Genomic DNA, 20,769 nt, shown 5'->3' with positions numbered 1-20,769 from the left:
GTGGCGAAAAAAGAAATTGGAACATGTGAATTATGTAGCAGAAAAGAAGTTGAAACAACGATCCATCATTTAACCCCAAAAGAAATGGGTGGCACATTCCTCCCAACAGCAAAGTTGTGCATTCCATGTCATAAGCAAATACATGCAGTTTACACAAATGAAGAACTAGCAGCAAGGTTATCCACGATAGAAGAGTTGAAGCATAATGAAAAACTAAAAAGCTATGTAAAATGGATTAGAAAACAGCCAGCAAGCAAATTAGTTAAGACGAAAAAATCAAATGAACGAAAGCGAAAAGGTCGTTACTTGTAAGGAAAGGTCTAGCATATGAATGCTAGATCTTTTCTTATTCTGAAGAAAAAGATAATGAGTTAATTGGGGAATTTTAAATATAAAAAGCAGGAGAATATCACTCCTGCTTTCATGTTATTCACTTAATTATTCGCTACCATATTTTGATCTGTAACATCAGGATCAATCATATTTGTTGCACTTATACCGTTGTTAATAATATGAAAATCTCCTGTGCTTCCTCCTCCAGAGCCAGAGGCACTTTTTGACTGGCTTTTTGGAGATAGATAAAAGGAATCTCCGAAGTTGACAACTCCGCCACCTACACTATTAATCTTTATTGGTCCTACGATTGCGGGCATATAAAAACATCCTTTTCGTTTTCGATGGTACTTTACTTTATGCATATATTTTCATGTTTGTTCGTGATCTAACTGAAAAGGAGAAGATAACTTGATAAAGCGGGTTCCTTGCCTTTAGCCTTCTAATCAATCTTTAAAATGACGAATATGTTTTGTACGAGTTTCACACACAATATCTTTTGTTGAGCCGATCTGAAAAACTGCTGAGCTTGAGATGGCGGTAATATTTATTGTGTGTACTGTGATTTTAGGGTTTTTATGGAAAAAATTCGTTGTCACTTGCTCATATAAGATAGGCTGAGGGAATTCTTCTTCAAAAATTTCATATTGGGAAAGGTCGCCTTCTGACCCGTAATACCGCTCTTCTTCCCGTTGAACAGCCAATACTTTAACAGAAGGAGTTATTTCCATAGAATCTCCTATATTAATAACAGAGCTAATTCCAACTGAATTAACATACGCTGTATTTACGTTAGAGTACCGACTAATCATTGTGGAGCCAGTGGCACATAAGCACCAATAATCATTGATTCAGGCGGTGTATCAAATACTGATGAAAGCGAAATTGTGTTTGTATCACCTATTAAAAAAACTGAAGAACTTGAGACACCGACTATTTTAACTGCACCAACCTGCAAATTGTGATTAACAACTGTGAAATTCATATGTGATTCACATCCTTAAAGTAAACTAATCTTAAACTCATACAGAGTGCTCTTGTTTCTCGTTGCTAAACGGGCGCTTGCGCTTTTGTTCTTAGTTAAGAAAGTTTAAAACTTTGTACTTAGTTTTGGTGTCTAGCTCCAGCGCCTAGACCCTCTCAGGTCTACAGCCACTCAGGAATTGAAGACAAAGAACGTCTTCTATTCCTGAGTGGCTTATGCCTGCCTTAGTCTGATCAACGCGCTTACGCTTTTCTTATTATGAATCTTTTGGTAAATGATTTAAAAAGTGATTAATTGAGTTTTCTACATCTTTTTTAACTTGTATCAGGATTTCTTGTTTTTTATCTAAGAGGGAATCATGTTCTGTTAATGGTTGACCATTAATATAATATTGAATTCGGCTATCGATTTGTTTTCGTATATCCTCAATGATATGTCTACGGTGAGGATCATCTATACGTAGATCATATTGTTTCTCGGCTAGCTCGATAAGGCTGACACAATCCGTATTTAAAAACTGATTTATTTCTTCACTACATTGCTGAAGAAGTTGTTCTCGTAATTGTTGTTGAACCCCGTTTACATTCATCCCTTTTTGCTGAACGTCGAAGTTATCAATTTGCTCAGGGTTCGTCGGATTTAAACCGATATTCAACGTTCCATCAAGATGTTCCACCTTTAGTTGGTCAAACTTATATTCTATTTTTTCAATATTTGTGTATGGTTGATTTTTAATTTGGTCAATCTCTGACCTAATATTTTCTAGCAATTCATTTAATTGTTGAATTCTATTATCCTGATGTTGGATATATTGATGAAGTTGCTGTAAGTATTTCATAGTGTCGTAATACAAACTCATCACCCACCTCTAGTTCTTCGCACAATAGTTGATAATTAATGTATATGCAAGGTACAAGAGATAGGTGAATGCCTATTTATTCCACACAAACTAAGAAGTCACCCCCCTGCCTTTAGCTTAAGTGGGTCAAGGAAGCGAAGGTGGGTGGAAACTGCCGTAAATATTCGATTTGTCTCGATTTATTAAGCTGTCGGTGACGTCAGAGGAACAACGAATGATCCTTCCGCTTCAGATACTCCTGTAGGCGCTGCTGTCTCAATCTGTGGTGCTGCTTCTGTAAAGCTACCTGTATTATAGAGGTTTGATAGGGGTTTAATGATTCCCGCACTCCCTATTTGTAGGACAGAAGAATTGCTTACAGCATCGACCCGCAAATAATTAATACAAATTGTTTGATTTATATAGAAATTCATCGTCAACACTCCCTATAGATTTCCTGCAATTGGTTGATCGATTACATCATTGTCATACGTATTTGTAACTGAGTTTTGATTGTAAATGTTAAGTCCATCACCGGTGTTAAAGGAGCCAGCACCAGCAAAGGTTTTAACTTCACTATATGGAGAAATAGTAATTACATCTCCAATATGAACAATACTACTTGTTCCTACACTATTTACTTTAATGGCACCTACAATTGCTGGCATTTTGAACATCCTTTTGTCTAGTTTGGCAAAACACGGAAAAAATTTAATGTGTTTGAACTGATGTTATATACCTTATGAATAATAGAAAAATGTGTGATAAATGCGGAATAATCAGATTACGGTAAGAAGATTCAAATGAGTAGAAGAGCATTCGTAAAGGTTAAGTTAGAAAATATGAATTATCAAGTTTTATTAACTTTATTTTACTTTACTTTAAAGTAGCTTCTACCATGGTGAAAAATTAGTTAGTAACTTGTTTTTGTTTTGTTATATCTTTGCTCCATTTAATTTCCTGTAGCAGTAAGATATCAAGTTCTTGACTGCATTCAATTGTTTTATTAGAGTTCAAGCCATACTGCATTGCTGTTTTAATTAATGCTTTTCTTTTTAATTCAATTTCATTAATAACCATTAACTTTCTCCATCTCTATTCAATATTTAAATTTTTTAACGTCTTCGAAGTAATGAAAACCCTTATTTATAGGGACAAGCTTATTATACAATGGATTTTTTAGAAAATATCATATTCGCTAAAATAACAAAAAAAGATACAAAATTCTACAGGAATTACACGAAAACTTTTGCTTAACTAGTAAAAATTATTAGTAAAAAATTCTAAAATTAGGTAAATGGGGTTATTTGTAACTTGTTATTAACTTAACGGATTAGTTGTTAGATCTTAAAAATTGGGCTCTGTTAAAGCTCACTAGTGATTTTGGAACCTTGTTGATTGGAGCGGAAGGCGTGAGACTCCTGCGGGGAGGCTCCCGGACTGCCTCGGAAAGCGAACGCCAAAGCGTAAATCAACAATCAAGTTTAACAGAGCCAAAAACTAAAAGCTAACACATTATATGAAGCTTTTGATTTACAATATAATATTCTTAGCAAGTAAATAAGGAGGAACATAGAAGATTGATGCCTATATCCACCTTGACCAATATAATCATGTTTTACTAAAGGAAATAAGCGAGTGCTTATCGAATATTCTTACTATCCCTAATGATCAGCTAAATGCAAAATTAACCAGTAATAGAAATCATCTTTATAATGGAGGCTTTTTATGAAATTTGTAACAGCTACAATACATAATGACCAGTTTATTGGCCTTGTACACGGTGATAAAATCATTGATTTGAAAAAAGCAGAGAAAGACATTTTTGAGTTAACATCCTTTCCGAAGTCCCTTTTTGATTGTATCCCCTTAGGTGATAAGTTTGTTCAGGATGTTAAGCAGATTGTTGATAAAATAAATGTTGAAGAGGGATCAGAAAGCTATCTATACCAAATAACCGATGTGAAACTACATTCACCTATCCCGAGACCTACTAAAAATATCTTTTGTGTAGGAAAAAACTATCGTGACCATGCAATTGAAATGGGAAGCGAGTCAGATGTACCAGAACACGTCATGCTATTCTCTAAAGCCCCGACTGCGGTTATAGGACATGAGGATAAAATTGATCCACATTTACATCTTACAAAAGAGCTTGATTATGAAGGTGAGCTTGCAGTTGTGATTGGAAAAAAGGGTAAACAAATAACCGAAGAAGCTGCAATGGATTACGTATTTGGCTACACAATTGTTAATGATATTACAGCTAGAAATCTCCAAAATCAGCACAAGCAATTTTTACTAGGAAAAAGCTTAGATACTTCATGTCCAATTGGTCCTTATATCGTTCATAAATCTGCAATCGAAGACCCTTATGATTTAACTGTTACAACTAGAGTCAATGATGAAGTAAGACAAAATGGACATACAAAGGATATGATTTTTTCAATCGAACATATCATTTCGACACTATCCCAAGGAACAACTCTAGAACCTGGCGATATTATTGCAACTGGTACTCCTGCAGGGGTTGGGAAAGGATTTAATCCGCCTAAGTTTTTGAAACCAGGTGATACAGTTGAGGTTGAGATTGAAGGGATTGGAAAGTTAAGGAATCGAATAATGTAGAGGTCGTTTATTGGAAGAAGCTATATTGATGGCTTCTTTTTTTTTGAATCTTTTCACAATAAATGGTATTTTTCAAGCTTAAATATTACTAGTTATATCCGCTTCATTTCTGTAAGAAAATAGTACAAGAATAATTGCCTAATGAATTAAAACCCTTATAAGATAGAGAAAATTCTGACTGTGTCTTTTGGTCTATATGTAAAGAAAATAGATAAGTGAAATAAACTTTTTTTAAATACTGATTTTATAGCTTCTCAATTAGGATGGAATAGTGCACTTTCGTATGTAATATATAAAACAAGTATGTACTTTCTAAATAAAAACACACTAGTTAAGAAATATAATGAAATAGTAAAATCCACATAAAAAACAATTAAATTTATTATTGTTAAAAAATAGGAATAATTGCTTGTTTTTCAAATTTCGGCAAAAGTTTTTACAAAATATTACTCATTTATGTTAATTTTGTAAGTGACAAAGAGAAAAAAATCAGAAAATTAAACAATTAATTCATTTCCAACACAATTTTGTAGGAAAATTACCTCATGAAGTTTGTCATCAATCATTGTGTCACACTTAAGACATACCTCCTTGAATGATTAATATAGGTCACTACCATTGTTAACTTAGTTTAATCGTTTATCAATGCATCAGAAAAACCATCATCAAGAGTACATACATTTTTCTATATCCATACATATTCAGTTTAATAAGGACGAAAAACCCTCAACTATTATAAAAAAATGATTATAAAACATTAATATTTTAAGGTTTTATAACCAAGTATACACATGTGAATAGTCTATTTAATTATGTTTAATAAGTCATTAAGTAAACAACTAAAGGAGGTGTTGCTTGCCATTATTCGATTATTTAGTGCGTTAACGGACAAAACAAATCTATTAAATCGGAGGTAATTCAATGAATTGTAAAACATTACGTATTCACCGACTTTTCCATCCTAGTTCAAAGCGATCACTATTACTTCCAATAGATCATGGAACAACGATGGGACCGTTAACTGGTCTACTTAACATTCCTGATTTGATTAGACAAGCTAAGGATAGTGGGTATCAAGCAGTCATTGCCCATAAAGGCATCATTCATTGGGCGATGTCCGAAAATCAAGATTTATCTGGTATGGACTATATTTTACATTTGAGTGCATCAACATCAATGGGACCTGACACTGCTTTTAAGCAACAGGTTACTAGTGTAGAGCACGCTTTGCGATTAGGAGTAACAGGAATTTCTGTTCATACTAATCTTGGTGTTTTACATGAGCCTGAAATGTTAAAAGAATTAGGAGAATTATGTGATCAAGCTTATCATTGGGGACTACCATTATTAGTCATGATGAATGTAACAAAAGCTGAACGCACAACCAACTTATTAGACCATGGGAAACGAATTGCTCATGCAGTTAGAGTGGCAGGGGAGTTAGGTGCTGACATGGTTAAAGTAGAGTGCCCTGACCATCTAGAAGTGCTACCTGAAATAATGTCTGCCTTTAAGATTCCTGTGTTAATTGCAGGAGGGATTAAATCAAGTTCAAAATTAGATTGGCTTCAATCTCTTGATGATTGTTTAGAGGCTGGTGCAAAAGGCTTATGTATTGGTAGAAATGTATTTGAAGATGAAAATCCACTAGCGATGGGACTAGCACTAAATGCACTAGTTCATGAGCGTCAATCAGGCAGTGAAGCATATGAAATATACAGGGGACATGAAGTTTTACCGCTTTTTAATTAAAATTAATAAACAGGGGTGAATAGTAATATGGAAATGACAAAATTCAAGATAAGACCAAGAAAAATGACGACTCTTGTTGAGGGACATCAATCACATTTAGAGGAACTTATTCCTTTTTTCGAACAATTGGATAATCAACAGCAAACAATCGAGACTTTGCCGCGTGAGGTAATTGATTCATTTCATGTAAAAGCAATTAATTTAACGCTCAACCATGCTTGGAACAAGAATGACTTTTATAGAGAAAAAATGCAGCAAGCTGGAATGGATACTCCTCATATAAATGATTTATCAGAATTAGCAAATGTACCTTTTTTAAAGAAGCCGGAAATTGCAGGTGACCGGACGAAGCTACTTTGCTGTCCCACTAGTGAGATTGGACAAGTCCACTCGACTTCAGGGACGACAGGGAAACCGATGTACTTATCCTATACTTTAGCAGATCAATTTAAATATGATGTGATACCGAAGTATCCTGTCTTATTTCCAGATAGTGATGAAGATGTTGTAGCTGTTGCTTTGCCATATGAGGTGGCCCAGCCAGGATTAGGATTTCAGCGCGTCTATCAATTTGTATTTGGAGCGACGGTTATATCGATTGGAAAAGGTGGCTACATGGCCCCGGTAGAAAAATCTTTAGAACTAATGAAAGAATATCAAACGACTATTTTAGCAACAACACCATCATATGCGGCTTTACTTGCCGAAGAGAGTGAAAAATTAGGTTATAAATTAGGACAGGATATAAAATTGCGTCGTTTGATTTTAACAGGCGAAGGGTGTTCCCCACAATTTAGAACTCGTCTTGAAGAGCTTTATGGTTGCCAAGCCACCTTCTTCTATGGTTCTACAGAATGCGGGATGATTGGTGTCGAGTGCTCAGAACAACATGGTTACCATGTAGTACCTGGTCATGTGAAAGTAGAAATCATTAATCCACTGACAGAAGACGTTTTAGAATATGGTGAAATTGGTGAGATTGTTGTTACCACACTTATGAGAGAAGGAATGCCGATCATTCGTTACAGAACAGGCGATATGGGTTACCTAATGAAATCCTCGTGTGGAAATGAGATAACTTCAGATATTCTCCATTTACGCGGTAGAAAAGAAAATCAAATTCGCCTTTATGGTGAGGACTATTCACCATTTTTATTAGAAAATATTCTGTTAGAAATACCTGAAGTAGGCATGTGGTTCAAGTTCATCGTATCCAATGAAGAGTTAACAGTTGAAGTTGAACCGTTCAAAACTGAACTTACAGATGAACAATTAATAGATAAAGTGACTTCACATCTTTACAACACTCTTGAATTTAATTGCAAGGTTATCATCAATCATCATATCGAGCGTACGTTTGAAAAAGCAAAAAGAGTCTTTTTTGAATAAATAAAAATCATATTATAATATCAATTTTTTAGAAACAGGTGAATATTCATATGATCATTGATTCTCATGCACATATTTCAAAGCGAACAGCTGCAAAACCAGAAATACTAATCCAAGATATGGATCTTGCCGGTATAGACAAAGCTGTCCTAGTACCAGGTGGTATGCTCGATATTCGGAAGATGTCAGAATATACAACCTTGAGAGAGAGACCTGAGCCAGTTCAACCAGATAACGAATATGTGGAACACTGTGTTGCCTTATACCCAGAAAGATTTATTGGATTTTATTGTATAAATCCATTGACAGATGCTCGTGATATCGAAAGCGAAGTGAAACTCGCTATTCAAAAGGGGTTTAAAGGAATAAAACTTGCACCTCTTGTCCACCCAATGTCATTCCTAGAGGGCAATGTCAATTGGATCGCTGAATTATGTAGTACTTATGATATTCCTTTATACACGCATGTCACTGTCAATGAAGAGACTAACACATTTGCACTAGAATCATTAGTTGCAAAACATCCTAACACGACGATCATAATCGGTCATATGGGGATAGGGGATGTTGATCAACACGCAATTAATTTGGCAAGTGAGTTTCCGAATGTTTACTTAGAAACATCTTTAGCACCAATCCTCGCGCTTAAATTGGCGATCAAACAGGCAGGGGTAAAAAAACTATTGTTTGGGACTGAGTTTCCACTTTCAGATGCAATAGTTGAACGTGAAAAGATTAATCGCCTTTCACTTTCTGACGAAGAGAAACAAATGATTTTAGGTGGGAACTTTGCAAGACTTTTAACATTAACTATACCAATTGAACAAAGGACGTGACGGATATGAATATTAAGAAGGCCTTATTTGATGCAAGAAATATAACTGAAGAACAGATAGAATCGACTCTATTGACTGTAAACCAAAGTATTTCTTTCCGTGGGATCCTATTAACATATGACCAGGTTGAACATTTACCTATTTCACCTCGTTTGGAAAAACATATCGTTGTTGACAATATGGACCAATGTAGAATGTTTGGCTCTGAGGAAGCATTAACGACAATTGTTTCAACCAACTTGAGAGTGCTCCAGCTTGCAAGAGAAGAGGGGTACAAAACGTGTTGGTATATTCGAGTAATCGACCAAGAAACAATGCTTGAAGCTGTTGAGTATGGAATGGAAAACCCGATTTTGATTGTAGATTTTAAAGATGAAACAAATATTCCGTTAGAACTAGTCATTGCGAAACTACAAAACTATGAAATTGAGATTATTAAGCGTGTTGTGAGTACGGAGGATGGAAGGGTATCTTCAGATGTAATGGAAGTGGGAGCAGATGGAATCCTGCTTACCACAACGAACATGGAGGAAATTTTGGATATGAATAAATTCATGCAGCAATCGCGCAATACTCAGTTAGATATTGTGAGCGCAACAGTAACCAAAGTAGAGCATTTGGATGCCGGTGAACGAGCATGTATTGATACGACAAGTTTATTAACAAAGGAAGAAGCAATGATAATTGGGTCGACCTCATCAGGCGGCTTAATGGTATGTAGTGAAACACATTACCTTCCTTATATGAATACTCGTCCATTCCGTGTCAATGCTGGTGCTGTCCATTCCTATGTGTGGTGTCCGAATGATACAACAGAATATATAACTGATTTACGAGTAGGAAACCAAGTCACAGTCGTTGACCTAAATGGTAATTGCCGGTCGGTTAATGTGGGACGAATGAAAATAGAGGTTAGACCACTGTTACTTATCGAATGTGAATACGAAGGCATGAAAATAAACGCAATTGTTCAGGATGATTGGCATATTAGAATATTTGATGGTGATGGAAATCCAAAAAGTGCTACAACCTTTAAACCGGGAGACAAAATTATGGCTTATATGTGTGAGCCTGGTCGACACATGGGCGTTAAGATTTTAGAAACAATAACGGAACAGTAAACAATATGCCAAGGAGGTTGTGATCGTGACAGAACTTTCTAAAGTAAGGGAACAAAAATTTGCACGTTTGCTTGAGTCAAAGAATCAGTCCCTTTTTTATAGAAACAAACTTGAAACTTACAATCTAAACAATGTATCCCTTTATGATCTACCTTCACTTCCATTAACGACAAAAGAGGATTTAAGATTAGCAGAACCCTATGATTTAGTAGGTGTGGCGGTATCAAAAATCGCTCATTATCATGAATCATCAGGCACAACTGGAATAAGTAGTTCATCCTGGTTTACACTTGAAGATTTACAGACAGCTGGAAATCAGTTGAATCAAATGGGGGTAAACCTTAGTAATGAAGATTTGGTATTAATTCGATTTCCCTTTGCTTTATCCTGTACAGCATTTTTAATGCAACAGGCATGTATGCAAGCTTCTGCAGGAATGGTTCCAGCAAGTAGCCGTACTACAATCACACCATATGTAAAAGTGTTAGAGCTCATGCAAAAACTAAATGTTTCAGTATTTGCGGGTTTGGCTAGAGAATTGGAATATTTAATAGAAACAGCGAAAATGATGGGATTGAGTATGCAGGAGGCTTTTCCGAATTTAAGAGCCGCTTGTGTAGCAGGAGAGTTACTTGGAGATCATAGGAAGAAATATTTAGAAAGTAAACTAGGGGTGCCTGTGTACGGATTTTATGGATCTACCGAAACCGCAAACATTGCTTCAATGTGTGAATATGGAATCATGCACATTTCGGAAGAAGATTTCGTGATCGAAGTGCTTAATGAACAGACGAAGCAGCCAGAAAAGATAGGTGAAAAAGGTCTACTAGCTGTAACAACATTATCACATCAAGGGTCACCTATGCTCAGGTATGTAAATGAGGATATCGTAACAGTAAAAGAAACGAAGTGTCGATGTGGACATAGTGGAAGGCAAATCATTGTCCATGGTCGTGCAAAAGAGAGAATTGTAAATTCTAAAGGAACTATTTTAGAAGGTTTAGATATTCACGAAGCTATTTATCGTTTACCAAAAGTCCCATTGATTTGGAAGATTGTTGAATCAAATGAATATTTAACTGCAATCGTTGATTTTGGAGACGACTCTTTATCAGTAACAGAGATACGTAACATGGAGCAACATTTAACAGAATTTTTAGAACTACCTGTAATCGTAAGGTTGGCTAATAAAGGTGAATTAATAAACAGACAATTATTTACTGAAAATACAATTAGCCTAAAACCAGTATACATAAAACTGCAGGAAAAAAATTCGAAAGTTGAGCTATCTCTATGAGTATGATTACATGTGAAAAAGTAAATAAACGCTATGGTGAACGTCATGTTGTGAAGGATTTGAATTTAATCATAGAAAAAGGAGAGGTATTTGGATTATTAGGTCCAAATGGTGCAGGAAAAACAACTTCAATCTCTATGATGACTTCACAATCTCTTCCAAGTGATGGAAATATTATCGTTAATGATCTTAATGCTCAACAGAAACAAAAACAAGTCAAAAAAATAGTTGGAATCGTCCCTCAAGATATTGCTCTTTATCCGATGCTAAGTGCCATTGATAATTTAAAGTTCTTTGGAGAGCTATATGGCATAAAAGGGAAGCCACTTAAAGAAAAGGTATCTAAATTACTAGAGTTAGTTGGTCTGACAGATCGTGCTAAGGAACCGATAAAAAATTACTCTGGCGGGATGAAACGTAGAATTAATATCGCAGCTGCATTAATTCATAATCCTTTGGTCGTATTTATGGATGAACCAACTGTCGGAATTGATCCACAGTCCCGAAATCAAATATTTGATTTGATTAGGTTATTAAAAAGTCAAGGTATTACAGTTGTCTACACTACTCATTATATGGAAGAAGCAACAGTGTTATGTGACCGAGTAGCGATCGTTGATGGTGGTCAAATCATTGCTTTGGGAACTGTAGAAGAGTTAGTGGCTCAAGTTTATGGAGGCGTAATAGAGCTCACTTGTGAAAATGATGAAGAAGCTATTGGTTTATCAGAAAACTTAAGTGATATCTCATTTGTGAAAAATGTTCGGATATCGGAAAAAAGGCTCGAATTAGTTGTTGAGGATATTAATCAAAACGTTGCAGTGTTACTTGAAAAGTTGAATCGTAAAGAGAGTAGTGCACGCGTTACAAATATTATGCATCCCTCTTTAGAGACATTATTTTTATATAAGACTGGGAAAAAATTAAGAGATTCATAGAAGTCATTTAGCTGAAAAAGGAGAATTTTGCTATGCAATGGTGGGCAATTGCTAAAAAAGATTTAAGGATCATGTTAAAAGATCCTGGAGCAATCGTTGTTTTGTTCATGCTTCCATTAATGCTCATGACCATTATGAGTTTTGCTTTAATGCCAGTATTTCAAGGAGGAGAGGGTGAAGAAATCACTCTTCCTATTGTAAATTTAGATCAAACGAACGATTCTGACAAATTAATTGAATTATTGGATGCTACCGAAGGTGTAAAGTTAACCTTTGCTGAAGAAGATGGTACCGAATATACCGAGGAAAATGCGAAACAAGCAGTAAAGGATGGAGAATTTCCTTTTGCATTAATTATTCCAGAGGGTTTTGGTAGTAAGATTAAAAACGGTGAAAAACTAGAGTTAGTATCGTTTGAAGACCCAGCACAAGCCAATATCACCTCAATTATCGGAAGAGCGATAGAAGGGGTAGCACAAGCATTTGAGGTAGAGTATATCGTTAGTCGAATGGTTGATGATCAGGTTGCAGACATCAATCAAATGGTTACTGATGAAATTGAGCAAGTAGAACTTGCGTATCAGAATCAAATTGAAGCATTGACAACTCAATTAAATCAATTGACAAACAATGCAGCTGTACCAGCTTCAGTGGAGGTAGACTCACAAGAAGAAACGGCGCCAGACCTTACTGGAATGAAGGAAGATTTAGTAAATACTGCGAGCGAATCTCTTAGTAACCCAAGTATTACGATAGGAACCTACTCCGCTACAGAGGGTGAGGTAATCGAACGACCTGATGCCTTTCAGCAAAATGTACCGGGTTATACTGTCATGTATGCGTTTTTCATTATTATGTATGCGGGTCGCTCATTTTTAAATGAAAGAAATGATGGTACGTTTAGAAGAATTTTAGCGGCACCAGTTGATCGTTGGCAATTATTTATGGGGAAAATGATTCCAAATTATTTAATCGGTATTGTTCAAGTAGTCGTTCTCTTTGCTTTCGGACATTTTGTCTTTGATATGTCACTTGGTTCATCCTTTACTGGTTTAATCGTTGTGACACTTACGCTTGTATGGGCAAGCTCTTGCTTAGGTATGTTAATTGCTGCCGTTTTTAAGACAGATTCGCAAATATCAGGATGGTCTGTTTTGCTCGCCTTAACATTGGCTGCATTAGGTGGAACGATGGTCCCTTTATTCATCATGCCAGATATCATGCAAAATATCGCATTAATTACACCACATGCATGGGCTCTAACAGGATATCAGGATATTTTAGTAAGAGGACTTGGATTCGAACACGTTCTTGTTAACTCAATTGTGTTACTTGGCTTTGGCATATGCTTCCTGCTTATTTCTTTATGGAAAATGAACTATGTTAAGTGAATAGAGGTGAACAAATGGAAGAGCTTAGTAAAGTGCTATTTGAATTATTGTTGGTTTCGGATGGACGTACAACCGATATGCTAGAAACACTGTGTGGTGAAAGGGTGTATGTTGAAGTTATTAATCAAGAAAAACATGATAATACAATTTATAGAGAATCATTTCTTTACACCGTCAATCAAAATTTATTTGTTTCTCACAACTTTATGATGCTTTATCCAGAACATGTTCCAAGTGAATTTTATCAGCGGATTTTAGAAAAAGAAGAAGTGATTGGCAAGATATTAAAAAATGATGAAGTGCTGTCAAATCGGATTATCACGAAAAATGGCTGGTGTCTACCAACTGAAATTTCAGACCTGTCAGGAAATCCGAAAAAATTAATCTTTGCTGAGGAACTTAATGGTGGAATGATTCCTTTTAAGGAGTATAAATTACACTTCCAATCTAATGAAAAACCAGGGATAAAACTAGTGGAGTACTTTAATCCAAATTTAATTCATTATCGATTGCAAAAAAATCGTTTTCTAAAATCACCAGTAGATGAGATCAGAGCTGAAAAGGTCGGTGGATTAGTATGAAAGCCTATAAACATGTTGGAATTGTTGGGGTAACAGCTGTTGGTGCAGCATTATGTTACAAGGAAATTGTAATCGAAGGGATAAAACGGTTCAAGCACTGCCCGGAAATTTCCATTCATGCTCACCCTCAAAATGAATTTGATGTAGCTGACTTTAACAAGATTACGAGTTTAATTTTAGAATCAATTGAGAATGTAAAACGATCTGGTGCAGAATTTGCGATTATTCCAGCAAATACAGCCCATTACGTTTTCGAAGATGTGCAAGCTGTTTCCCCACTGCCTATACTTAGTATCATTGATCTAACAATTAATGAGTGTCTTAAAAGAAAGGTAAGTAAAGTATCAGTGTTAGGGACGTTCCCAACGATGCAATTTTCCCTTTATCGAGATAAGTTAAAAAATGCAGGAATCCAACTAGTTGAGCCTTCACAAGAGGAGAAGGAAAGATTAGATGCGATAATAGCAGAAGAATTACTTTTTGATCATGTAGATTCAGATACTGTAAAGGAAGCCCAACTCATGATCGAAGGATTAAAAGATAGAGGGAGTCAACTTGTTATTTTAGCTTGTACCGAATTACCGATCATAATAAATGATCATAACTTGGTATTACCTTATATCGATACTACTCGGTTATTAGCAGAAAAGACGTTAATGTATGCTGCAGATCAAATGGATGAAAGTGAGCAATTAAAAGGAAGCGATCAGATACCAGCAAGTTTTGAAATTGAAGTAATGAATGAAAATGATCAGCAAATGTCCGAAAGAATTAGGGAAACTTCTAGTGATAACGTTGATAAGGTTATTAGTGAGTGTAAACTACTTCTAGATCAGGGGAAATTTAAACAAGCAAAAAACATGATGGAAGATGCAGTAAAACAGGAGCCTGTTTCTCCTGAAGCACATGCATGGTTTGCGATCGCATTGGGCAGATTGATTGAAAACTCAAGCGTACTTAATAAAATGAGATTATTACCTATCTTTGAAAGAGAAACGCTCAGGGCATTGGAAATTGCGCCAGACTTATTATTGGCGCGAAAAGTAAACGGGATGAGATTGTTAAATACACCAGAGGCATTTGGTGGTAACGTAAAAAAAGCTATAGCAGAGTTTCAGTACTGCTTACACAAGGGACTTGAGGATGATGAGCTGTATTTTTCATTAGCACAAGCTTATATCAAATTAAAGGATGTAGAAGAAGGAAGAAAGGCATTACATTCATCATTACATCTAAACCCTGAGCATAAGCTAGCTAAAAAACATCTAGAAATGCTAGAAGTTCTTTAATTGGGGGGACTAGATGGATCGTTTGACAACTGTTTTAAAAAATTTTGCACGTTCTCATCCAAATCGACCTGCAGTGATCGATGATAAGACAGCGCTAACATATAAGGAATTATTTGAAAGAGTGAATCAATGGAGCCGTTTCCTAACAGAAAAAGGTGTAGATTCTGGTCATTCTGTCATGATTTTTATGAATAACCAGGTTGGTTATTTAGAGGTGTTCTTAGCTTTAGAGACGATTAATGCTAAAATTATTCCAGTAAACGTTCATTATCTACAATCTGAAATTGAGTATTTAATGGAACTTAATCAGAATGCTTATATGATTACGGAAAATTCTTTTGCTAGTTTAGTGAAAGAAAGTTTCCAAGGGAGAAGGAATTCACTTATTTTTATTGAAGATGTTTATGAAACAGATCTCAACAAATATTCGAAGTGTGAAGTTCCTAAGGAAGAATTTACCTCTCCTCTCCTTTTTTTTACTTCTGGTACAACTGGAAAGCCAAAGGGGATTGTTGTAAGTCCAGAAGCATTTACCTTGCAAATTCCAGCTGAGTATTATCGCGATAATACTGAGTACAATTTGATTATTCGGCCGCTATTTTTTCGTTCACATTTAACATTGGCGATTTCAATTATACAAGAGGGGAAAACACTGGTATTGACAACTAGTAAGTCACAAGAATATATATGGATGTTAACTCATAAATATAACATTCATCAAATCATCTCTGGTCCCAGTGATCTCACTAGCTTAGTAGATTGGTTGGAAGAGAGTAATGAGGAGATGCCAGGAAGTTTGGAGGTAGTCATGACTACTGGTAACCCTACTAGCTACTTGCTTAAAAAGCGGTTAATGGAACAGATGCCAGATACTAGCTTCATAGATTTTTATGGGACGAGTGAAGTGGGCGGGATTTCTTCTATTGATGAAACAGAGTGGCTTGATAAACATGGTTCTGTCGGAATTCCCTCCTTTTTTGTAGATTGTCGTGTTGTGGACGAAAATGGGGAAGAAGTGCCTAAAGGTGAGATTGGAGAGATAAGTATTTGTTCACGATATACGATGGATGAATATTTGAATAATCCTGCCTTAAATAAAAAAACGTTTTATGGAAATTTGGTTCGTACCGGTGATTATGGGTATCTCGATGATGATGGTTATTTATTTCTATCAGGTAGAAAACAAGATGAAATAAATCATGGTGGATTTTCATTTTATTCTGCAGAAGTGGAAGATTTCTTAATCCGATATTCAGGTGTTAAAGAAGTGGTGGTGCTAGGTAAGAAGAATGACACATTTGGACAACAACCTATCGCATATGTTGTGATTGATAAACGATCAAATAAGCATAAAGTGATGAAAGAGATTAAGAGAATGTGTGAAGAACAACTCCCATCGTTTAAGAGGCCCGTTTTCTGGCATTTTCTATCAGAGATTCCGCTAACTTCCGCTAGAAAGCCAGATCGGTTTAAATTGTTATCCCTTACGGAGAAAACTTCGGAAGTACTATTTTAAAAGTAATCTTGTTTTAGGAGGAATCTGTCACTTTTCTTGGCAGATTTTTTTTCAGAGTTAAGAAAGTATAAAATTTTGTACTTAGTTTCTGTGTCTAGCTCCAGCGCCTAGCCCCTTTTGGGTCTAAGCCACAAAAGAATTGAAGACAAAGAACGTCTTCGATTCTTTTGCGTCTTATTGCCCGAGGCTGATCAAGGCGCTTGCGCTTTTCATACGGAACTTACATCTGAGAGGAGTAGTTAATTTCTATGCGCCATTCCCTCCTGCTAAGGATCGCAGAGCTGAAAGGAAAGTTATTTTTTCGCGATTTAAGTATTTGTCTTTTATTTGCAGGTAGTGTGTTATCTGTGCAAATGTATCCTTCCTATTTATATATGATGATTTTAGCATGTAGTTTGATCGGTAGTATTTTCATCTTTCCGAACTATAAGACGACAGCTTTAACATGTTGTGCATTTATAGGAGGATTCGCTGTTTTTAAATTACTTGAGCAGCCTTTAATGGTTTGGATGCTTGAACAAGATTTCCCTTTAGAAATCGCAGTGATCTTAGGAAGAGTATTAGTATGCTCGTATATAGTCTTTCTTTTCCTAGCAGCTTCTTTTGAACATAAAAAGCCAATGCATTATTGGCGTATAGGTAATTTTAGAGAACGTATAGCCTTTCCTTGGATATGGAAAGGATTTGATCATCCCCCAATTTGGCTGTTTATCACAATTTTTTCTCTCATTACAAGTGTGATGTTTATTGTGACCATGTTTGCAATAAAACCAGACTCTACTCTTACCATCCAGCTTGTTATGTATAGTTTGTTATTTGCTTGTATTAATGCACCTTTAGAAGAAATCGTGTGGCGGGGCTTTATATTAAGCCGTTTTGTTGACACGATGGGAACTGTTTCTGCTTTAATTGTTACAAGTGTTGGATTTGGCTTCTATCATTATGCATTAGGGATACCTTTGATAGGATGTATTGGCTTTGCAATAGGAAGCATTTATATGGCTGGTCTAACCTTGCGTTCTAACGGACTACTACCAGTAATTATCTTTCACTTTGTACTTAACTTTTGGATGTTTATGAGTGGTGCGATTACCCATTAATTTAAGAGATTGTTGCTTTAAAAAACAAAAACTATTTTAAGTTGATTGGAACGGATTGCGAGACTCCTGCGGAAGCAGCGGGACAGGTGAGACCCCGCAGGCGTTTACGCTGAGGAGGCTCACCGCCCGCCCCGCGGAAAGCGAGCAACTGGAGTGGAAATCAACCATACGGCACTTCTTGGTTAATAGCAACAAAGTTTGGCGAGTCAGCCTAAATCTATGAAAAGATTTCAAAAATTAGACACATGAAAATGATTCTTTGATGCAATGCATTAATATTTTTGGTGAATCATGCTAAAATAGGGTTGTTTGAACCTATTAAGGAGGAAAAAATTATGACACATGCACATATTACGACATGGGTAGTAGCGATCATCCTTTTCTTCGTAGCTAACTCACTATTTAAATCAGGAAAAGAGAAGCCATTTAAAATTGTTCACATGGTATTACGATTATTCTATGTTTTAATTATTGTAACAGGTATTATCATTGCTTCAGATATTTATAAATTTAGCGGAGAGTATATCGGTAAGATTATTTTAGGTATTTTGACAATTGGTATGATGGAAATGGTTTTAGGAAAGTTGAAAAAAGGCCAACCAACAAAAGTGTTTTGGATCATATTCTTTGTTGTCCTTATTTTAACAATCTTATTAGGACTTCGCCTGCCTATGGGTTTCTGGCTATTTCGCTAGGTTAAAATGAAGTGCTTGCTCTTTATTAGAGCGAGTGCTTTTTTGTTTACTCTGTTGTTGATTTCCGTTAGTAAAAAACGGAAGGTATTCGTTTTCTAACTTTTGGAGCAGAATATAACATATTTATACTAAGATCGGTGAAACTAGTTTTAAATAATGATTAGTAGAACTATGTGTAAGGAAAGAGTGGGGATCCATTTGATATTGAGAGACATTACTACAAGCAAAAGAGTAGGTATTAGGATTTCATTGATTTATCTATTCATTAGTATTGTTTGGGTACTTGCTTCTGACCTTCTAATTAATAGCTATATAACCATGACTTGGGTAAATATCCTAAAGGGTTGGATATTTGTATTCATTAACGCTTTTTTACTGTATAAATTAATTCAAAGAAATTTTGAAATTGTTGCCGAAAAAAAAGAACTTTATCAACAACTTATTGAAAATTCTCTTGAAACAAATCTTATCCATATCGATGGGGAAATTGTTTATATTAATCAAGCAGGTGTAAATCTACTTAAAGCATATAATAGAAAACAAATTATAGGTAAGTCTGTATTTGATTTTATTCCAACTCATGAGAAAGAGAAAGCTACTGCAAGAATAGAAGAAACAAAAACACTTGGAAAATCAAGGCCTATTATTATCACGTATAAATGTCTGAATGGAGAAGAGGTTATTTGTGAATCCTTGGGTTTTGCAACAACCTATCAAGGAAAAACTGCAAACCATATATTAGTCAGAGATGTAACGGAAAGAGAAAAAGCGATTGGGAAAATAAATTATCTAGCTTTTTACGATGAATTAACTGGTTTGCCAAATCGAAATAAGCTTTACGCTTATATGGAAAAAATAATCGGGAATCAAATGGAAGAGGGTTACCCGTTTATTGTGATGTTTATTGATATGGATCGGTTTAAGATTGTAAATGATGCAATGGGACATAGTAGCGGTGATAAGATGCTAAAGGAAGTTGCAAATAGATTGTCGGCTTCTGTTGATCAGGATGCACTTGTAGCCCGTTTTGGTGGTGATGAGTTTGTCATTGTTATACCTTATATGAAAAAAGAGCAGTCACATTTATTTGCTCAGCAGATTATTGAGATGTTTAAACAGCCGATCCATATTGATCAGAACGAGGTTTACACAACGCCTAGTATTGGCATTACTTGTTATCCGGATGATGGTGATGATGTTGACACTCTGATTGAAAATGCAGACACAGCGATGTACTATGCTAAGAAGACTGGAAAAAATAAATATAAAGTATTCACTCAACTATTACGTGATGATCTAAATAATCATTTTACTTTAGAAAATGGACTTAGAAAGGCACTGGAGAAAAATGAATTCATTCTATATTATCAACCTCAACTTCATCTCGAAACGGGTTCTGTCATTGGTGTTGAAAGCTTGATCAGATGGAATCACCCTAAAAAAGGTTTACTTTCTCCAGAATTATTTATTCCGGTAGCAGAGGAAAATGGACTTATTGTTCAAATTGGATATTGGGTGTTGGATACAGCATGTCGTCAGTTAACATTATGGCACGAAAAGGGACTTTCAAATATAACCATGGGTGTAAATATTTCTCCTATTCAATTTCGTCATAAGGATTTTATAAATCATTTAGAAAAAATTTTAACTGATAATAAACTGGATCCTAAGTATTTAAATTTAGAGATAACAGAAAGTGTGTTTATGAACATTGATGAGTCTTTATTTTAGTTAAAAAAATTAAAAGAAATTGGCGTTAAGATTTCGATTGATGATTTTGGAACGGGATATTCTTCTTTAAGTGTGCTGAAGGACCTTCCAATTGATTATTTGAAGATTGATAAATCATTTGTAGATGATCTTTACTCAAATGAGAAAAACATTGTCCAGCCAATTATTGATATGGGCAATAATTTGAACTTACAATTAGTAGCAGAAGGAATAGAATGTAAGGAGCAATTAATGATTCTTAAAGAAAAAAAATGTCATATTGGACAAGGGTATTACTTTTGTAAACCTATGGATGTGAATGTAACTGAAGCGTTTATAAAAAATAATTTAAAATAAAGAAAGCTTGAAA

General features: G+C 35.4%; 21 protein-coding genes and 1 pseudogene. 15 read left to right on the top strand and 7 right to left on the bottom strand.

Annotated elements, in window-relative coordinates; genetic code table 11:
* Nucleotides 1–312, top strand: a complete 312-nt coding sequence (locus tag WCV66_RS26170; protein ID WP_338787441.1) for an HNH endonuclease — start codon at nt 1–3, stop codon at nt 310–312.
* Nucleotides 313–434: 122 nt separating this feature from the next.
* Here the strand turns inward: WCV66_RS26170 and WCV66_RS26165 are convergent, their stop codons facing one another.
* The 7 genes from WCV66_RS26165 to WCV66_RS26135 all read right to left on the bottom strand — a co-directional run bounded on the left by WCV66_RS26165 (nt 435) and on the right by WCV66_RS26135 (nt 3,236).
* Nucleotides 435–653 carry a spore germination protein gene (locus tag WCV66_RS26165; protein WP_066336516.1) on the bottom strand — a complete coding sequence of 73 codons (219 nt, stop codon included), beginning with the start codon at nt 651–653 and terminating at the stop codon, nt 435–437.
* A gap of 126 nt (nt 654–779) precedes the next feature.
* The gene (locus WCV66_RS26160) at nt 780–1,145 is read right to left on the bottom strand and encodes a spore germination protein GerPE (RefSeq protein ID WP_066336514.1); all 366 of its coding nucleotides are present in this window, start codon (nt 1,143–1,145) and stop codon (nt 780–782) included.
* Complete coding sequence (locus tag WCV66_RS26155) at nt 1,142–1,318, bottom strand: spore gernimation protein GerPD (protein ID WP_066336512.1); 177 nt, start codon at nt 1,316–1,318, stop codon at nt 1,142–1,144. The genes WCV66_RS26160 and WCV66_RS26155 overlap by 4 nt, the downstream gene beginning before the upstream one ends.
* Nucleotides 1,319–1,574: 256 nt before the next feature.
* Nucleotides 1,575–2,171 (bottom strand): spore germination protein GerPC, encoded by a 597-nt coding sequence (gene gerPC, locus WCV66_RS26150; RefSeq protein ID WP_338787440.1) that lies wholly within the window; start codon nt 2,169–2,171, stop codon nt 1,575–1,577.
* Nucleotides 2,172–2,359: 188 nt separating this feature from the next.
* Nucleotides 2,360–2,590, bottom strand: coding sequence for a spore germination protein GerPB (locus tag WCV66_RS26145; RefSeq protein WP_338787439.1), 231 nt, complete (start codon nt 2,588–2,590; stop codon nt 2,360–2,362).
* A 12-nt stretch (nt 2,591–2,602) separates the two neighbouring features.
* Nucleotides 2,603–2,824, bottom strand: a complete 222-nt coding sequence (locus tag WCV66_RS26140; RefSeq protein ID WP_066336505.1) for a spore germination protein — start codon at nt 2,822–2,824, stop codon at nt 2,603–2,605.
* Between the two features lie 241 nt (nt 2,825–3,065).
* The gene (locus tag WCV66_RS26135; RefSeq protein ID WP_083964717.1) at nt 3,066–3,236 is read right to left on the bottom strand and encodes an aspartyl-phosphate phosphatase Spo0E family protein; all 171 of its coding nucleotides are present in this window, start codon (nt 3,234–3,236) and stop codon (nt 3,066–3,068) included.
* A 648-nt stretch (nt 3,237–3,884) separates the two neighbouring features.
* On the opposite strand from WCV66_RS26135, the gene WCV66_RS26130 reads away from it, so the two are divergent.
* The 14 genes and pseudogenes from WCV66_RS26130 (at nt 3,885) to WCV66_RS26065 (ending at nt 20,756) form a co-directional block, all read left to right on the top strand.
* On the top strand, nt 3,885–4,784 hold the full coding sequence (locus WCV66_RS26130) for a fumarylacetoacetate hydrolase family protein (RefSeq protein ID WP_066336503.1): 900 nt from the start codon (nt 3,885–3,887) through the stop codon (nt 4,782–4,784).
* Nucleotides 4,785–5,705: 921 nt separating this feature from the next.
* The gene (locus WCV66_RS26125; RefSeq protein WP_338787438.1) at nt 5,706–6,536 is read left to right on the top strand and encodes a deoxyribose-phosphate aldolase; all 831 of its coding nucleotides are present in this window, start codon (nt 5,706–5,708) and stop codon (nt 6,534–6,536) included.
* A 27-nt stretch (nt 6,537–6,563) separates the two neighbouring features.
* The gene (locus tag WCV66_RS26120) at nt 6,564–7,925 is read left to right on the top strand and encodes a phenylacetate--CoA ligase family protein (protein WP_338787437.1); all 1,362 of its coding nucleotides are present in this window, start codon (nt 6,564–6,566) and stop codon (nt 7,923–7,925) included.
* A 50-nt stretch (nt 7,926–7,975) separates the two neighbouring features.
* A complete protein-coding gene (locus WCV66_RS26115; RefSeq protein ID WP_338787436.1) occupies nt 7,976–8,761 on the top strand; it encodes an amidohydrolase family protein in 786 nt (261 codons plus the stop codon).
* A gap of 5 nt (nt 8,762–8,766) precedes the next feature.
* Nucleotides 8,767–9,882 (top strand): 3-dehydroquinate synthase II, encoded by a 1,116-nt coding sequence (locus WCV66_RS26110; RefSeq protein ID WP_185653996.1) that lies wholly within the window; start codon nt 8,767–8,769, stop codon nt 9,880–9,882.
* A gap of 25 nt (nt 9,883–9,907) precedes the next feature.
* Nucleotides 9,908–11,179, top strand: a complete 1,272-nt coding sequence (locus WCV66_RS26105; RefSeq protein WP_338787435.1) for a phenylacetate--CoA ligase family protein — start codon at nt 9,908–9,910, stop codon at nt 11,177–11,179.
* Complete coding sequence (locus WCV66_RS26100) at nt 11,176–12,117, top strand: ABC transporter ATP-binding protein (protein ID WP_338787434.1); 942 nt, start codon at nt 11,176–11,178, stop codon at nt 12,115–12,117. Before WCV66_RS26105 ends, WCV66_RS26100 begins: the two co-directional genes overlap by 4 nt.
* A gap of 32 nt (nt 12,118–12,149) precedes the next feature.
* Nucleotides 12,150–13,508, top strand: a complete 1,359-nt coding sequence (locus WCV66_RS26095; RefSeq protein ID WP_338787433.1) for an ABC transporter permease — start codon at nt 12,150–12,152, stop codon at nt 13,506–13,508.
* A 14-nt stretch (nt 13,509–13,522) separates the two neighbouring features.
* On the top strand, nt 13,523–14,089 hold the full coding sequence (locus WCV66_RS26090) for a hypothetical protein (RefSeq protein ID WP_185653999.1): 567 nt from the start codon (nt 13,523–13,525) through the stop codon (nt 14,087–14,089).
* Nucleotides 14,086–15,378: an amino acid racemase gene (locus WCV66_RS26085; protein WP_338787432.1), complete on the top strand. Its 1,293-nt coding sequence runs from the start codon at nt 14,086–14,088 to the stop codon at nt 15,376–15,378. The genes WCV66_RS26090 and WCV66_RS26085 overlap by 4 nt, the downstream gene beginning before the upstream one ends.
* Before the next feature lie 13 nt (nt 15,379–15,391).
* Nucleotides 15,392–16,894, top strand: coding sequence for a class I adenylate-forming enzyme family protein (locus tag WCV66_RS26080; RefSeq protein WP_338787431.1), 1,503 nt, complete (start codon nt 15,392–15,394; stop codon nt 16,892–16,894).
* A 248-nt stretch (nt 16,895–17,142) separates the two neighbouring features.
* Nucleotides 17,143–17,994, top strand: a complete 852-nt coding sequence (locus WCV66_RS26075) for a CPBP family intramembrane glutamic endopeptidase (RefSeq protein WP_066336481.1) — start codon at nt 17,143–17,145, stop codon at nt 17,992–17,994.
* A 335-nt stretch (nt 17,995–18,329) separates the two neighbouring features.
* Nucleotides 18,330–18,689, top strand: a complete 360-nt coding sequence (locus WCV66_RS26070) for a YisL family protein (protein ID WP_066336476.1) — start codon at nt 18,330–18,332, stop codon at nt 18,687–18,689.
* Between the two features lie 156 nt (nt 18,690–18,845).
* Nucleotides 18,846–20,756 (top strand): annotated as a pseudogene (locus WCV66_RS26065) (EAL domain-containing protein).
* Nucleotides 20,757–20,769: the final 13 nt, after the last annotated feature.

Origin of the sequence: Metabacillus rhizosphaerae (assembly GCF_037201795.1) — a bacterium.
GTDB classification, from domain to species: domain Bacteria; phylum Bacillota; class Bacilli; order Bacillales; family Bacillaceae; genus Metabacillus; species Metabacillus rhizosphaerae.
Note: the sequence above shows the minus strand (reverse complement) of the source record. Positions and strands in the feature narration are given on the sequence as shown.